Genomic DNA, 15,079 nt, shown 5'->3' with positions numbered 1-15,079 from the left:
GCGTGGAGTGTCACGAGAACAGCGCCCGGCCCCACCAGTCGCCCTTGTCTCGGACGCCCGGCGGGATCGCGAACAGCGCGGAACCCACGTGCTGGATGTACTCGTTGAGGGCGTCGGCCCGCGACAGGGAGGTCTGGACCGGGATGAAGCCGGTCCGGACGTCCTTCTGGTACGCCAGGAAGAACAGCCCGGCCTCCAGGCGGCCGAGGCCGTCGGTGCCGTCGGTGAAGGAGTAGCCGCGGCGCAGGATGGTCGCCCCGGCGTTGGTGTCGGGGTGGGCGAGCCGGACGTGGGATTCCGGCTTCATCGCCTTGAGGAACGGCTCGTCGTGCTCCTTGGCCTTGCCGACGGGCGCGCCCTCGCGCTTGTCGCGGCCGAAGATGTCCTCCTGCTCGGAGAGCGGGGTGCGGTCCCAGGTCTCGACGTTCATCCGGATGCGGCGGGCGACGAGGTAGGAGCCGCCGTCCATCCAGGCGGCCGGCCCCTCGGCGTCCTTGCCGGAGACCCAGACGTGCTTGGCGAGCCGGTCGGTCTCGGTGCCGGCGATGTTGCGGGTGCCGTCCTTGAAGCCGAAGAGGTTGCGGGGCGTCTGGGCGTCCGGCGTGGTCGAGGACGTCTTGCCGAAGCCCAGCTGGGACCAGCGCACCGCGACCTTGCCGAAGCCGATCCGCGCCAGGTTCCGGATGGCGTGCACGGCGACCTGCGGGTCGTCCGCGCACGCCTGGACGCAGAGGTCGCCGCCGCTGCGGGCCGGATCCAGGTTGTCGCCCGGGAACTTGGGCAGCTCCACCAGGGCCCCGGGCTGCTTGTCCTTCAGCCCGAAGCGCCCGTCGAACAGCGTGGGGCCGAAGCCGATGGTGAGGGTGAGCCGGGAGGGCTTGAGGCCGAGGGCCTCGCCGGTGTCGTCCGGCGGGGCCTCCGGGAGGCCGCCGTAGGCGCCGTCGCCGACCTCGGCGCCGGCCGTCATGCGCTCGGCCGCCCGGGTCCAGTCCTTGAGGAGCTGGACCAGCTCGGCGCGGTCGGTCGTCGTCACGTCGAAGGCCGCGAAGTGCAGCCGGTCCTGGACGGCGGTGGCGATACCGGCCTGGTGCGGGCCGTGGAAGGGAACGGCCGCTCCGCTGTCGGCGACCGGTACGGGGGTGTCCCCGTCCCGGGCCAGCAGGGCGGCGCCGCCGCCCGCCGCGACGGCACCGAGCGCGAGCCCGGCACCGCCCGCGGCGATGACCGTACGGCGGGAGGGCGCGGCGGCCCTTGCCGTCGGCACCGGCTCCCGGGTCTCCTGGGTGTTCTCGGACATGTCCGCGTCTCCCGTCTCTGCCCGCTCGCTACTTGGTGACGGCGGCGGAGAGCTTGGAGAGCGGCTCGGCCAGCGCGTTGACGCCGTCGGAGAGCTCCTTGCGCTCGGGCTTGCCGACCTTGTCGTAGGAGGTGAAGACGTAGCTGTTCTTGTCGGTGCGGTACTTGTCGAGGAGCGTGTTCAGGGCGGCGAACCGCTTCTCGAGGTCGGCGACGAGCTTCGGGTCGTTCTTCGTGGCGACCGGCTTGAGCAGCTCGAAGGACTTCTGCGCGCCCTCGACGTTGGCCTTGAAGTCGACGAGGTCGGTGCGGGAGTAGCGCTCCTCCTCGCCGGTGACCTTTCCGGTGGCGACCTCGTCCAGGAGTTCCTTGGCGCCGTTGGCCATGGAGGTCGGGGTGATCTCGGCCTTGCCGACGCGCTTGACCCAGTCGGCGAGGTCCTTGTCGAGAAGGCCGGCGAGCTCCTTCTCGCGGTCGCCGATCTTCTTGTCCTGCCAGAGCGCCTTCTCCAGGCGGTGCCAGCCGGTCCAGTCCTTCGCCGGGTCCTGGCCGGCCTCCAGGCCGTCCTCGCGGACGTCGACCTTGGGGTCGATGTCGCCGAAGGACTCGGCGACCGGCTCGGTGCGCTCCCAGCCGATGCGGGACTCGGCGTAGGCCTTCTTGGCGGCCTCGACGTCACCGGCGCGGACGGCGTCGGTGAAGACCTTCACCTTGGGCAGGGTCGCGTCGGCCTGTGCCTGGACGTACTGGCGGTAGGCGGCGACCGCCGCGTCCATCTCGGGGGAGCGCTTGACGCCGGCCGCGCCGCCGGTGGCCTTGACCTCCTGGCGGATGCCGTCGCCGACCATGCCGGGCTTGCAGGCGATGGCGTACTCGCCGGCCTTGATCTCGGCGGTCAGGCTCGCCTTGGTGCCGGGGCCGATGTTCTCGCGCTCGGTCACGATCCGGTCGTCCGGGTAGAGGACGTACACCTCGGTGACCTTGGAGCCGCGGTTCTCCACCGACAGCTGCACATGGCCCGCGGGGAACTCCTTCTTCGAGACCTCGCAGGAGTCGTCCTTGGCGACCACGGTGATCGTGCCGTCGTCCGCCTTCGCGTCGCTCTTCTCGGTGCAGCCCGTGACGGCGGCCAGGGCCGCAGCGGTCGCTGCGGCGGTGACGACGGAGAGGCGAACGGCTCGCATGGGAACTCCAGAAACGCGGGTACGGGGACTGAGGCGGACCTAACTTAACCGAGGCTTACCTCAGCCATACCCGGCCGTCCAGTGATTCAGCTCTCAGGTCCGTCGCATCGGACACGACGGGATCACAGGGGCTTCACGGGGTTCTCAAGCGAAGGTCAAGAGAAGGTCAAGGAGGGTGAATCGTCCCGATTTCCCGTTCCCCGTGGACGATGTCGGTCCGCTTCGGTGCGACGAGCGGGACGCCGGTCCGGGGATGCGGGAACACCTCCACCGGCTGCCGGCAGACCCGCAGGAGCAGTTCCTGATGGCGCAGGTCGAGGGCGGCCGTCGGTTCGTCGAGCAGCAGCAGGCCGGTCCGCTGCGCGAGGACCCGGGCCAGCGCGACCCGGGCCCGCTCACCGCCCGACAGCGCGGAGAACGGGCGCCCGGCGAAGGCCCCGACCTCGGTGGCCGCCATCGCCTCGGCGACCGCCGCCTCTTCCGCCCCCCACCAGGCAGGGCCGCACCCGACATCTCCGGGTGCGGCCCTGTCGTCTCCCCGTGAGTGGTTCAATTTCCGCCATGAACACGACCGTGCCCAGCACCGCCACCGACATCGACGTCCTCCGGGTCTTCTGCGCGGCCGACGGCCGGCACGGAAACGCCCTGGGAGTCGTGAGGGACGCCAGTACCCACCCCGACGAGGCCTCACGGCAGGCGCTCGCCAAGGAACTCGGGTTCAGCGAGACCGTGTTCGTGGACGACCCGGAGCGCGGGATCGTCGACATCTACACGCCCGGCCTGCGGCTGCCCTTCGCCGGACACCCGCTGGTCGGCGCCGCCTGGCTGCTCGACCTGGAGGTCGTCGTCCCGCCCGCGGGCGAGGTCTGGGTGCGCGGCGACGGGGAGTTCACCTGGATCGAGGCGCGCGCCGAGTGGGCGCCGCCGCGGACCCTGCGCCCGTACGGCTCCGCCGCCGAGGTGGATGCCCTCGACGTGCCCGAGCCGGGCGAGTGGATCTACGCCTGGGCCTGGGAGGAGGAGGCGGCCGGCCGGATCAGGGCGCGCGCCTTCCCGGGCCGGGGCGACGGCATCGACGAGGACGAGGCGACCGGCGCGGCGGCCCTGCTGCTCACGGCGGAGCTGGGACGGGCCCTGAACATCACGCAGGGCCGGGGTTCGCAGCTGCTCACTGCCCCCGGCCCTGACGGCATCGTGGAACTCGGCGGACGGGTCCGCCTGGAGGGGACCCTCACGCGCTGAGCGCGGGAAGGTCCCGGAGGCTCACGCGCTGAGCGGGAACTCCCCGCCCAGCTGGTGGAAGACCGCGCTGTTGAAGGCGAAGGCGCGCTTGCACTCGTCGACGATCCGCTGCTTCTCCAGGTCGTCGGCGTTCACCCCGTCGAGCAGCTCCCGGTAGGCCCGCTTGAACGCGGCCGGGTTGGCGATCGTGTCGAACACGTAGAAGCGGACGCCGTCGCCCTTGCGCGTGAAGCCCCAGGTGCGCTCCGCCTTGTCGCGGATGATCTGGCCGCCCGACAGGTCGCCCAGGTAGCGCGTGTAGTGGTGGGCCACGTACCCCGCGGGCCAGTCGCGGGCGCACTCGGCGACCCGCTCGGCGTACGCGACGGTGGCGGGCAGCGGGGAGACCCCGGCGCGCCAGTCGGGGCCCCGCAGATGGGCGAGGTCCTGCTCCAGGGCGGCCGTGCGGAACAGTTCGGGCTGTATGAAGGGCCCGGCGACGGGGTCCGAGCGCAGGGCCTCCGCGCCGTCCTCGAGGGCGCGGTACACGAACCAGAGCTGCTCGGTGTAGCGCGCGTAGGCGTCGACGGCCAGGCGTCCGCCCAGGAGGTCGCCCATGAAGGACGACGTCTCCGCTTCCGTGTGCTGCTCGTGCGAGGCGGTACGGATGAGCGTGGAGAAGGGCGTGTCCAAGGCGTGCCTCCGGGACCGATGGGACGGGAACCAGTGACGATCCTGCCGAGTTAGGCTTACCTAAGTCAACTGGTTCCCGACGTCCTGTCGGCAAAAGACCTACCCAGTCGGACGGCTAGGGCAACGTCAGGATCTCCGCCCCTGTCTCCGTCACGACGAGCGTGTGCTCGAACTGGGCCGTCCGCTTCCGGTCCTTGGTCACGACCGTCCAGCCGTCGTCCCACATGTCGTAGTCGTGGGTGCCGAGCGTCAGCATCGGCTCGATGGTGAAGGTCATGCCGGTCTTGATCTCGGTGGTGTGGTGGGGCGAGTCGTAGTGCGGGACGATCAGGCCGGAGTGGAAGGACGAGTTGATGCCGTGCCCGGTGAAGTCACGGACGACGCCGTAGCCGAAGCGCTTGGCGTACGACTCGATGACCCGGCCGATGATGTTGATCTGGCGGCCCGGCTTGACCGCCTTGATGGCCCGGTTCAGGGACTCCCGGGTCCGCTCCACGAGCAGCCGCGACTCCTCGTCGACGTCGCCGCAGAGGTAGGTGGCGTTGTTGTCCCCGTGGACGCCGTCGATGTACGCCGTGACGTCGAGGTTCACGATGTCGCCGTCCCGCAGGACGGTGGAGTCCGGGATGCCGTGACAGATGACCTCGTTGACCGAGGCGCACAGCGACTTCGGGAAGCCGCGGTAGCCGAGGGTGGACGGGTACGCGCCGTGGTCGCACATGAACTCGTGCGCGACCCGGTCGAGCTCGTCGGTGGTGACACCCGGGGCGATGTGCTTGGCGGCCTCCTCCATCGCCTGCGCGGCGATGCGGCCGGCGATCCGCATCCGCTCGACGGTGTCGGAGTCCTGTACCTCGGGCCCGGTGTACGGGGTCGGGGCGGGCTTCCCGACGTACTCGGGGCGGCGGATGGAGCCCGGAACGGAACGATGGGGGGAGAGCTCCCCCGGGACGAGAAGCGACTGGCCAGACATACCAGCGAGTCTAACGACCGGCTCTGGGGCAGCATGGTCTCGGAGGAAGGAGCCGACGACGATGGCTTTGTTCAAGAAGCGCACGGTGGGCAAACCGGGCGAGTGGTACTACTGCCTGGAGCACAAGAAGGTCGAAGAGGGCCCCGACTGCCCGGCGAAGAACCGCTTCGGCCCGTACGCCACGCGCGAGGAGGCCGCCCACGCGATGGAGACCGCCCGCGAGCGGAACCTGGAGTGGGAGACCGACCCGCGCTGGCACGACAAGACGGGGAAGCCGGAGGCGCAGGAGCCGCCGGACTAGGGCCTGTCCGACCCTCGGACAGGCCCTGGCCACGGGGGCCCGGCCGGGGCCGCTCACACGGCCCCGGCCGCCTCCCGCTGTGCCGACTCCCGCTGTGCCGACGCCCGCTGTGCCGCCTCCTGCTGGGCCTTGCGGCGCAGCGAGTCCTCGTCGGTCTCGGAGTCGTACGTGAGGAGCTTCGGCAGCGCGAGACACAGCAGGCCCACCGAGGCGACGCAGGCCACGCCGCCCGTCCAGACGGCCGACCGCGTGCCGGTCCAGCCCGCCATCGCGCCCGCCCTGACCTGGCCCAGCTGCGGGCCCACGCTGTACGAGAGCACCTCGATGCCCGCCAGCCTGCCGCGCAGCTCCTCCGGGATCGTCTGGTTCCAGATCGTCGCCCGGCCCAGGCCGCTCAGCATGTCGCCGGCGCCGGCGAAGGCCAGACAGAGCAGGACCAGCCAGATGTTCCCGAACCAGCCCGCCGCCGTGATCGCGAGGCCCCAGCCGGCGGCGCCCGCGACCACGAGCAGGCCGTGCCGGCGCACCTTCGACGTCCAGCCGCTGGTCAGCCCCAGCACCAGCGAGCCGACCGAACCCGCCGCGTACATCAGGCCGAGCGACCAGTCCGCGTCCAGCTCGTCCGCGAGGAACGGGAAGATCGTGTTCGGGAAGGCGAAGAACATCGCCGCGAGGTCGACCGCGTACGTGCCGAGCAGCACCGGCCTCGACCAGGCGTACCGCGCGCCCTCCGCGATGCCCCGCAGCGAGGGCTTCTCCGCGTCGTGGGCGGGCGGCGCGGGGGAGAGCCGACGGCACAGCAGCACCGATACGGCGAAACCGACGATCGTCACCCCGTACGCCGGTGCGTGACCCGCGTACGCCACGACCAGGCCCGCGAGCGCCGGGCCCGCGATCGAGCCCATCTGCCAGCGCAGCGAGTTCAGAGCGGCCGCCGCGGTCTGGTGCTCGTGCGGCACGATCCGCGCCAGGAGGGAGTCCAGGGCCGGCCGCTGGAGGCCGGCGAGCGCCGAGACGCCCGCCGCGACCACGTACAGCGGCCAGAGCACCGGGGTCGGAAGCAGCGCGTTGACCAGCAGGACCACGGCGAGCAGGCCGAGGCCCGCCTCGGTCAGGAGGATCACCTTCCGCCGGTCGACCGCGTCGGCGAGCGCCCCGCCGTACAGGCCGAAGACCACCAGCGGCACCAGCTCGACCGCGCCCATCGCGCCGACGGCGAGCGGCGAGCCCGTGAGCTCCTTGATCTGCAGCGGCAGGGCGATCATCGCCATGGCGCTGCTGAAGTACGTGACGAGCCCCTGCACCCAGAGCAGCCGGAAGTCCCGGGACGCGCGCCACGGCGCCAGATCGGGCAGGAGCGCGGAGAGCTTCGCGAAGGCAGGAGACACGAAAGGCCATGCTCCGGTGACGAACCGGACGAGGCAAACGGTTTTCCCGTCTCCCCTCCTGGCTGCGCCCCGCTCCTACCAGCGCGCCGGCGGCGGTGCCGTCAGCCGGTCCGCGAGGTCCGAGAGGCGGTCACGGAAACGGCGGTTCCCCCGCGGTGACGGCAGGCTGTTCTCACCGGCCGCCGCGCTCACCAGATGCTGCACCGTGTCCAGGTCGACCTCCGCCCCCTCCGCCACCGTGAGCGTCTCGTGCGCCAGCCCGCGCACCTCCTCGTCGCCCCCGCCGAGCGACAGCACCGTCGCCCCCGCCCGCCGGGCGTCGTGCACCCGCTGCAGCAGTCCCGCGTCCGGCCGCTCCGGCGCCACCATCAGCAGCGTCGCCCCGCGACCCGCCACCTCCAGACGACCGAGCCCCACCGCCAGATGCGCCGGATCCCCCGGCCGCACCCGGTGCCGCACCAGCGTCGGCGTCAGCTCGGGGATGCCCGACCAGGCCGACTCGTCGACCAGGTGCGCCGCCAGGTGCCAGGGCTCGTACTCCTCCGTGCCGACCAGGAGCAGCCCGCCCCGGTGCGGGACGACAGAGGACCGGAGCGCGCCCGCGAACCGGCGGGCCGCCCGCGGCCACTCCGTCCCGGCGAGCACTTCCCGCAGCAACGCGACCCGTACGGCATCCATGGCCCCGCATCCTGCCCCAGGCGCACGTTCCCGCGTGGCCCGTTGCCATGGTTCCACCCGGACGGGACCCGCGCCGGCGGGCCGACCGCTCGGTAATGTCGGGTCCATGACTTCCTCGACTCCCAGCACCCCGGCCGCCAAGGCCGCCCCCAAGGACCCGTGGGACCTCCCCGACGTCTCCGGCCTCGTCGTCGGCGTCCTCGGCGGCACCGGCGACCAGGGCCGCGGCCTCGCCTACCGGCTCGCCAAGGCCGGACAGAAGGTGATCATCGGCTCCCGCGCCGCCGACCGCGCCCAGGAGGCCGCGGGTGAGATCGGCCACGGCGTCGAGGGCGCCGACAACGCCGACTGCGCCCGCCGCAGCGACATCGTGATCGTCGCCGTGCCGTGGGACGGGCACGCCAAGACCCTGGAGTCCCTGCGCGAGGAGCTCGTGGGCAAGCTCGTCGTGGACTGCGTCAACCCGCTCGGATTCGACAAGAAGGGCGCCTACGCGCTCAAGCCCGAGGAGGGCTCCGCCGCCGAGCAGGCCGCCGCGCTCCTCCCGGACTCCCGCGTCGCCGCCGCCTTCCACCACCTCTCCGCCGTCCTCCTCCAGGACGCCTCCCTGGAGGAGATCGACACGGACGTGATGGTCCTCGGCGAGGAGCGCGCCGACGTCGAGATCGTCCAGGCCCTCGCCGGCCGCATCCCCGGCATGCGCGGTGTCTTCGCCGGCCGGCTGCGCAACGCCCACCAGGTCGAGTCCCTCGTCGCCAACCTGATCTCGGTCAACCGCCGCTACAAGGCCCACGCCGGTCTGCGCGTCACCGACATCTGAGCCGCTTCCGGGCAGGATGCCCGAGCCGGTCCTGGACGCGGGGAGGGCATGGGGGACACTGGACGGGCACAGCAGCCGTACCCGGACAGGAGCCGACCCCCATGCCCCGCCTCGCCCTCTTCGCCCTCGTGGTCTGCGCCCTGGCCGTCGCAGCGGCCGTCGTCTCCTTCGTCGAGGGCAGCTTCCTCGGCGTCGTCTGGGTCCTGATCGCCGGTCTGTCCTCCAACATGGCCTGGTACTACATCCGCCGCGCGAAGGTCGAGAAGGCCGCGAGCGCCGGGGCCTAGGACCCAGGCGACCGGCCCCGCCCCCGCGACTGCCTCGGCCCGCGCGACCGGCACCCGCGACCGGCCCCGGCCTCAGACCTGGCAGAACTCCGGCGAGTCCTGCCAGAACCGGAAGAGCTGCGAGCCGCAGTAGCGGGACAGCTCGGGCACCCCCAGCGAGCGCATCAGCGCGTCGATCGCGTCGAAGAAGCCGTCGTTGACCGCCGGCACGAACAGCAGCGCGATCACGATGAAGAAGCCGTACGGCGCGTACGGCTCGATCTGCCGTTTCACCTTGTACGACAGCCAGGGCTCGACGATCCCGTACCCGTCGAGACCCGGCACCGGCAGCAGGTTCAGGAGCGCCGCGGTCACCTGGAGGAACGCCAGGAAGGCCAGCGCGAACCGGAACGGGAGCGGGACGCCGTCGAGCGCGTCCAGCCAGAACGGGGCCGTGCAGACGAGCGCGAACAGCACGTTCGCCAGCGGGCCCGCCGCCGAGATCAGGCTGTGCTTCCAGCGGCCCTTGATCCGGCCCTGCTCGATGAAGACCGCGCCGCCCGGCAGACCGATCCCGCCCATGATCACGAACAGCACCGGCAGGACGACGCTGAGGACGGCGTGGGTGTACGCCAGCGGGTTCAGCGTCAGATAGCCCTTGGCGCCGACCGTGATGTCACCGCCGTGCAGGGCCGTCCGCGCGTGCGCGTACTCGTGGAGACAGAGCGACACCACCCACGCCGAGGTCACGAAGAGGAAGATCGCCAGACCGGGCAGGGCGGCGAAGTCCGTCCACACCGCCCAGCCCGTGACGGCCATGACGGCGAGGATCGCCAGGAAGACGGGGCTGATCCGCCGCTCGTGGCGCCGGGTGGTGGCCGTGGTCATCGCGGGAGCTCCCAGGGGACGGAGGTGGCGTCGTGCGGTTCCTGATGTGCGGGAAACGTATCGGGTGACGGGGCGAGTTCCGGAGTCGGGCACCCTCTCACGGAGAATGGGCCCGTGCACTATTCCGTCCTCGGCCCGACCCTCGCCCGCACGTCCGACGGCACCGACGTGGCCGTCGGCGGCCCCCGGGTCCGCGCACTCCTCACCGTCCTCGCCCTGCGGGCCGGCCGGACCGTGCCCGTACCGGACCTCGTCGACGAGGTGTGGCACGGAGACGAGCCGCCCGCCGACGCCGTCGCCGCGCTCCAGGCCCTCGTGGGACGGCTCCGCAAGGCCCTCGGCCGGGACCGGATCGTCTCCGCCGAGGGCGGCTACCGGCTCGACGCCCGGCCCGGGGACGTGGACGTCCGCCGCTTCGAGCACCTGGCCGTCGAGGGCGCGGCCGCGCTCGGGGCCGGGGACCCGGCCCGGGCCGCCGCCCTCCTCGACGAGGCCCTCGGCCTCTGGCGCGGCCCCGCCCTCGCCGATCTGCCCGACCGGGACGCGGAGGCCCCCCGCTGGGAGGCCCGCCGCCTCGACGTCCGCCGGGCCAGGCTCGACGCCGCCCTCGGGCTCGGCGAGGCGCCCGCGGCCCTTCCCGAACTGACCGCCCTCTGCGCCGCCCACCCCCTGGACGAGACCCTCCAGGCCCTGCGCATCCGGGCCCTGCGGGACACCGGACGCGCCGCCGAGGCTCTCGCCGCGTACGAGGCGGTCCGGCGGGCCCTCGCCACCCGCCTCGGTACGGACCCGTCGCCGGCCCTGCGTGCCCTCCACGCGGAGCTGCTGGCCCCGAGGCCCAAGGCGGAACCGAAGCGCGCGCCGGCGTCCGGACCGGACCGCGGCCCCGCCACCGCCGTCGGCAACCTGCGTGCCCGGCTCACCAGCTTCGTCGGCCGGGACGAGGAGATCGCCGCTCTCCGCAGGGACCTGGCGGACGCCCGGCTCGTGACCCTGCTCGGCCCCGGCGGCGCCGGGAAGACCCGGCTCTCGCAGGAGGCCGCCGAGCGGGCGGCCGAGGCGTGGCCGGACGGCGTCTGGGTCACCGAACTCGCGCCCGTCACCGACCCCGAGGCCGTCCCCGAGGCGGTGCTCGCGGCCGTCGGCGCCCGTGAGACCGTCCTGCGGGGCGCGGGAGCCGAGGAGCTCCGGGCCGGCGACGACCCGCTCGCCCGGCTCGTCGAGCACTGCTCCGGGCGCCGGATGCTGGTGCTGCTCGACAACTGCGAGCACGTCGTGACCGCCGCCGCCGAACTGGCCGAGACCCTGCTCGCCCGCTGCCCGGGACTCCGGGTCCTCGCGACGAGCCGGGAGCCGCTGGGGGTGCCGGGGGAACTGGTACGGCCCCTGGGCCCGCTGCCCACGGGCATGGCGTTGCGCCTGCTCGACGAGCGGGGCGCGGCGGCGCGGCCGGGGTTCACCGTGGGCGAGGACCCGGGAGCGGCGGAGGAGATCTGCCGCCGCCTCGACGGTCTGCCGCTGGCGATCGAGCTGGCCGCGGCCCGGCTGCGGATGATGACGTCGCGCCAGATCGCGGACCGGCTCGACGACCGGTTCCGGCTGCTGACGTCAGGGGCCCGGACGGTGCTGCCGAGACAGCAGACGCTGCGTGCGGTGGTGGACTGGTCGTGGGACCTGCTCGACGGGGTGGAGCGCGCGGTGCTGCGGCGCCTCGCGGTCTTCACGGGCGGCTGTGATCTGGCGGCGGCCGAGGCGGTCTGCACGGACGACGGGGCCGGCGAGGCGCTCGACGTGCTGGATCTGCTGGGGGCACTCGTCGACAAGTCGCTCGTGGTGGCCGCCCCGGGGGACGAGGGGATGCGCTTCCGTCTCCTGGAGACCGTGGCGGAGTACGCGGGGGAGCGCCTCGACGAGTCCGGGGAGCGGGCCGCGGTCGAGCGGCGTCATCTGACGTACTACCGGGAACTCGCCCGTACCACCGACCCCGAACTCCGCGGCTCCGGGCAGGTCGCCGCCATCGCCCGCTTCGGGCGCGAGTACGGCAACCTCCGGACCGCGCTGCGCCGGGCCGTCGACGCCCGCGAGGAGGACGAGGCCCTCGTCCTCGTCCACTCCCTGCTCTGGTACTGGCAGATGCGCGATCTGCGGACCGACGCCCTGCACTGGGCCCGGGCCGCCGCGGCCCTGGGGCCCGACCCGTTCACCCCGCCCGCCGCCCCCGTCGTCCCCCTGCACGAGCCGTGCACGGCCGCGCCGCCGCCGCTCTCCGAGGAGCAGCGCTGGGAGGCCCGGCGCGGGGTACGGCTCGTCGAACTCCTCAACATGGACCACGACACCGGACGGTGGACCCGCCCCGAGGGCGTGCACCGGCTCCGCGAGATGACCGGCGTCTACACCCCGGGCCTGCCCCAGACCTGCCGCCTGCCCGGCTCGTTCGCCGTCTTCGCGGTCCTCATGATCGGCGAGGCGGGACGGCTGCGCGAGCTCCTCGACGCGACCGTCGACGCCTGCCGCCGCCACGGCTACGCCTGGGAACTCGGCAACGCGCTCCAGATGCGCGCCAACATGTCCGCCAACCGCGCCGACATGGCCCGCGGCGCGAGCCGGGACGCCGACGAGAGCCTGGAGATCTTCGAGCGGCTCGGTGACGCCTGGGGCGCGGCCGAGGCGCTGTCCTCCCGCGCGGAGTCCCGTGAGCGCCGGCTCGAGTTCGAGGGCGCGGCCGCGGACTACGTCGCCGCCATCGGCTACGCGGAACGCATCGGCGCCCAGTCGCAGATGGCCCTGCTGCGGGCGAGGTACGCCAGTGTCCTCGTCGAGACGGGACGGGTGGAGGAGGGCGAGGCGATCCTCCGCGAGATCGTCGAGGCGGGTACCAGCCTGGGGCACGAACCGCTGCTCGGCGCCCGGCTGTTCCTCGGCCTCGCGCTGGGCCGCAGCGGGCGCTTCAAGGAGGCCCGGAAGCAGCTGAACCAGCTGCGGCAGGAGTTCAGCTCGGAGACGCTCTCGCTCTTCGAGGGCTTCGCCATCGGCAGCCTGGGCTGGCTCGACGTCGTCGAGGAGGAGTACGCGTCCGGGTTCGCCCTGGTCAAGGAGGCGTACGAGCGCTCCACGGGTGATCTCTCGCTGATGGTGGCTCCGCAGATGCCCGCGGTCCACCTGACGGTCGCGGCCTGGGCCCTCGCGGGTCTCGGCGGGCCGGTGGCGCGGATCGGCGGCGTGCTGCTCGGGGCGGCGGAGGGCCTGCTGCCGCCGGAGCACCTGGCGCTCACGCTCGAAGTGGACAACCTGCGGCGGGCGACGGAGCTGACCCGGTCCGTGCTCGGCGAGGACGCGTTCGAGGCGGCGCACGCGGAAGGCGGCGGCCTCTCCTTGGAAGAGGCCGCCGCCCTGCTCGGTCGCGCCGCCGACGCGATCAGTGAGCGCGCCGAGTCCTGAACCCCCGTGATGCGTGTCCGGCCGGTCGGGGCCGGACAGGCCCTGCGGGACTCAGGTCTTCTTACGGAACTTGGTCACCGCCAGGGGCGCCGTGACGACCGTGATCAGGAGCGCCCAGCCGAGCACCATCCACACGGAGTGGGCGACCGGACCGCCGTTGATCAGGTTCCGGGCGGCGTCGGCGAGGTTCGACAGCGGGTTGTAGTCGGTGAAGGTCTCCAGCCAGCCCGGCATCGTGGTCGTCGGGGCGAAGATCGAGGAACCGAACTGCAGCGGCATCAGGACCAGCATCGCCATGCCCTGGACCGCCTGGGCGGTCTTCAGGGTGAGACCGAGCAGGATGAAGATCCACATCAGCGAGGCCCCGAAGACCATCGAGAGACCGATGGCGGCGAGGAGGTGGAAGAACGAGGTGTGGATCTCCAGGCCGAGCAGGAAGCCCATGCCGAGCAGGATCGCGGTGGCGATCAGCATCCGGCCGACCTCGACGACGATCTTCGCGATCAGGACGGAGGACCGGGCGATCGGCATCGTCCGGAACCGGTCCATGACCCCCTTCTTGAAGTCGTCGTTGATGCCGACGCCGACGGCCATCGCGATGTTCATGCCCATCATCGCCATCAGGCCCGGCGTCACGTAGTTCACGTAGACGTCGTTGTTGCCCTTGCCGGAGATCGCGCCGCCGAAGACGTACACGAAGAGCAGGATGAAGATGATCGGCATCAGGACGGCGTCGAACATCGACTCCGGGTCCTGCTTGATCTGGAGCGCGTTGCGACGGGCGAGGGCGCCGATGTGCCGCAGGTTGGCGCGGAGCCCGATCCGGCCCTCGGCGACCGGCGCGCGGCGCGCGGCCGCCGGACCCGGGGTTCCGACGGGGGACTTGGTGACCGTGGTCGTGCTCATGCGGCGACCTCCTCGGGGATCTCGTCGGAAACGGTGGTCTTCTGGCCGGTGATCGCCAGGAACACCTCGTCCAGGCTGGGCAGATGGGTGCCGATGTGGGCGATGCCGAAGCCGCGGGCGCCGAACAGCGACACGACCGCGGTCAGCTGCTGGTCGGTGAGGATCGGCACGTACAGCGCGCCCTCGTCGGGCACGACGGTCGCGCCGGCGACCCCGTCGAGGCCGGTCTCGCGGAGCGCCGCGGCCATCTCCGGCAGCTGGTCCGGGTCCACCGGGCGGACCTTGAGGGTCCGGCCGCCGACCTTGGCCTTGAGCTCGTCGACGCCGCCCTGGGCGATGACCTTGCCCTTGTCGATGACGGTCAGCTCCTTCGCGAGCTGCTCCGCCTCCTCCATGTACTGGGTGGTGAGGAGGACGGTGACGCCCTCCGAGACCATCCGCTGGACCTCGTCCCACACCTCGTTGCGGGTGCGGGGGTCGAGGCCGGTGGTCGGCTCGTCCAGGTAGAGGACGGCCGGCCGGCCGATCATCGAGGCGGCGAGGTCGAGCCGGCGCCGCATGCCGCCCGAGTAGGTCATGGCGGGCCGCTTGGCGGCCTCGGTGAGGGAGAAGCGCTCCAGCATCTCGTCGGACCGGCGGCGGGCGTCGGCGCGGGAGAGGTCGAGCAGCCGCCCGATCATGTACAGGTTCTCCCAGCCGGACAGCTTCTCGTCGACCGAGGCGTACTGACCGGTGAGCCCTATGGTGCGGCGCAGCTGGCGGGGGTGCTTCACCACGTCGTACCCGGCGACGACGGCCGTCCCGGCGTCCGGGACGAGGAGGGTGGAGAGGCAGCGGACGAGGGTGGTCTTCCCGGCGCCGTTCGGGCCGAGCACGCCGAGGACGGTGCCCTCCCGTACGTCCAGGTCGACCCCGTCGAGGGCCTTGGTGGCGCCGAAGTGCTTCACGAGGCCCCGGACCTCGACGGCGTTGGTGTGTGATCGCGTCATGGCCCCCACTAGACCAGGAGCCACCGACAATCCTCCTA

General features: G+C 72.5%; 14 protein-coding genes and 1 pseudogene. 5 read left to right on the top strand and 10 right to left on the bottom strand.

Annotation, left to right across the window (positions count from 1 at the left end):
• Nucleotides 1-10: 10 nt before the first annotated feature.
• The 3 genes and pseudogenes from efeB to OG392_RS11205 form a co-directional block, all read right to left on the bottom strand.
• The gene (efeB, locus tag OG392_RS11215; protein ID WP_329278145.1) at nt 11-1,297 is read right to left on the bottom strand and encodes an iron uptake transporter deferrochelatase/peroxidase subunit; all 1,287 of its coding nucleotides are present in this window, start codon (nt 1,295-1,297) and stop codon (nt 11-13) included.
• A 28-nt stretch (nt 1,298-1,325) separates the two neighbouring features.
• The gene (efeO, locus tag OG392_RS11210; RefSeq protein ID WP_329278143.1) at nt 1,326-2,480 is read right to left on the bottom strand and encodes an iron uptake system protein EfeO; all 1,155 of its coding nucleotides are present in this window, start codon (nt 2,478-2,480) and stop codon (nt 1,326-1,328) included.
• A 166-nt stretch (nt 2,481-2,646) separates the two neighbouring features.
• Nucleotides 2,647-2,973: pseudogene (locus tag OG392_RS11205) on the bottom strand (ATP-binding cassette domain-containing protein); the annotation flags it as partial.
• A 68-nt stretch (nt 2,974-3,041) separates the two neighbouring features.
• Between OG392_RS11205 and OG392_RS11200 the strand changes: the two are divergent.
• Nucleotides 3,042-3,722, top strand: a complete 681-nt coding sequence (locus tag OG392_RS11200; RefSeq protein WP_329278141.1) for a PhzF family phenazine biosynthesis protein — start codon at nt 3,042-3,044, stop codon at nt 3,720-3,722.
• A 21-nt stretch (nt 3,723-3,743) separates the two neighbouring features.
• On the opposite strand, the gene OG392_RS11195 is transcribed toward OG392_RS11200, so the two are convergent.
• Together OG392_RS11195 and map are read right to left on the bottom strand one after the other, a co-directional pair.
• Nucleotides 3,744-4,394, bottom strand: a complete 651-nt coding sequence (locus OG392_RS11195; protein WP_329278139.1) for a biliverdin-producing heme oxygenase — start codon at nt 4,392-4,394, stop codon at nt 3,744-3,746.
• Between the two features lie 115 nt (nt 4,395-4,509).
• Nucleotides 4,510-5,367, bottom strand: coding sequence for a type I methionyl aminopeptidase (gene map / locus OG392_RS11190; protein ID WP_329278137.1), 858 nt, complete (start codon nt 5,365-5,367; stop codon nt 4,510-4,512).
• 61 nt (nt 5,368-5,428) lie between these two features.
• Here map and OG392_RS11185 point away from each other — a divergent pair, with 61 nt between their 5' ends.
• A complete protein-coding gene (locus tag OG392_RS11185; RefSeq protein ID WP_329278135.1) occupies nt 5,429-5,668 on the top strand; it encodes a hypothetical protein in 240 nt (79 codons plus the stop codon).
• Nucleotides 5,669-5,721: 53 nt separating this feature from the next.
• On the opposite strand, the gene OG392_RS11180 is transcribed toward OG392_RS11185, so the two are convergent.
• Nucleotides 5,722-7,056 carry an MFS transporter gene (locus OG392_RS11180; RefSeq protein ID WP_329278133.1) on the bottom strand — a complete coding sequence of 445 codons (1,335 nt, stop codon included), beginning with the start codon at nt 7,054-7,056 and terminating at the stop codon, nt 5,722-5,724.
• Nucleotides 7,057-7,131: 75 nt separating this feature from the next.
• Entirely contained in the window at nt 7,132-7,734 is a 603-nt protein-coding gene (locus tag OG392_RS11175) for a hypothetical protein (RefSeq protein ID WP_329278131.1), read from the bottom strand.
• 106 nt (nt 7,735-7,840) lie between these two features.
• Here OG392_RS11175 and npdG point away from each other — a divergent pair, with 106 nt between their 5' ends.
• Nucleotides 7,841-8,554: an NADPH-dependent F420 reductase gene (gene npdG / locus OG392_RS11170; RefSeq protein ID WP_329278129.1), complete on the top strand. Its 714-nt coding sequence runs from the start codon at nt 7,841-7,843 to the stop codon at nt 8,552-8,554.
• A gap of 101 nt (nt 8,555-8,655) precedes the next feature.
• Complete coding sequence (locus OG392_RS11165) at nt 8,656-8,841, top strand: hypothetical protein (protein WP_329278127.1); 186 nt, start codon at nt 8,656-8,658, stop codon at nt 8,839-8,841.
• Nucleotides 8,842-8,913: 72 nt separating this feature from the next.
• On the opposite strand, the gene OG392_RS11160 is transcribed toward OG392_RS11165, so the two are convergent.
• Entirely contained in the window at nt 8,914-9,708 is a 795-nt protein-coding gene (locus OG392_RS11160; RefSeq protein WP_329278125.1) for a site-2 protease family protein, read from the bottom strand.
• Nucleotides 9,709-9,822: 114 nt separating this feature from the next.
• Here OG392_RS11160 and OG392_RS11155 point away from each other — a divergent pair, with 114 nt between their 5' ends.
• Nucleotides 9,823-13,146: a BTAD domain-containing putative transcriptional regulator gene (locus OG392_RS11155; RefSeq protein ID WP_329278124.1), complete on the top strand. Its 3,324-nt coding sequence runs from the start codon at nt 9,823-9,825 to the stop codon at nt 13,144-13,146.
• A gap of 51 nt (nt 13,147-13,197) precedes the next feature.
• Here the strand turns inward: OG392_RS11155 and OG392_RS11150 are convergent, their stop codons facing one another.
• Both OG392_RS11150 and OG392_RS11145 read right to left on the bottom strand, forming a co-directional pair.
• Nucleotides 13,198-14,052 (bottom strand): ABC transporter permease, encoded by an 855-nt coding sequence (locus OG392_RS11150; protein WP_329278122.1) that lies wholly within the window; start codon nt 14,050-14,052, stop codon nt 13,198-13,200.
• Entirely contained in the window at nt 14,049-15,041 is a 993-nt protein-coding gene (locus OG392_RS11145; protein WP_329278120.1) for an ATP-binding cassette domain-containing protein, read from the bottom strand. The genes OG392_RS11150 and OG392_RS11145 overlap by 4 nt, the downstream gene beginning before the upstream one ends.
• Nucleotides 15,042-15,079 lie beyond the last annotated feature (38 nt).

The organism is Streptomyces sp. NBC_00691 (assembly GCF_036226665.1).
GTDB lineage: Bacteria > Actinomycetota > Actinomycetes > Streptomycetales > Streptomycetaceae > Streptomyces.
This window is presented reverse-complemented; position numbering and strand designations above follow the sequence as displayed.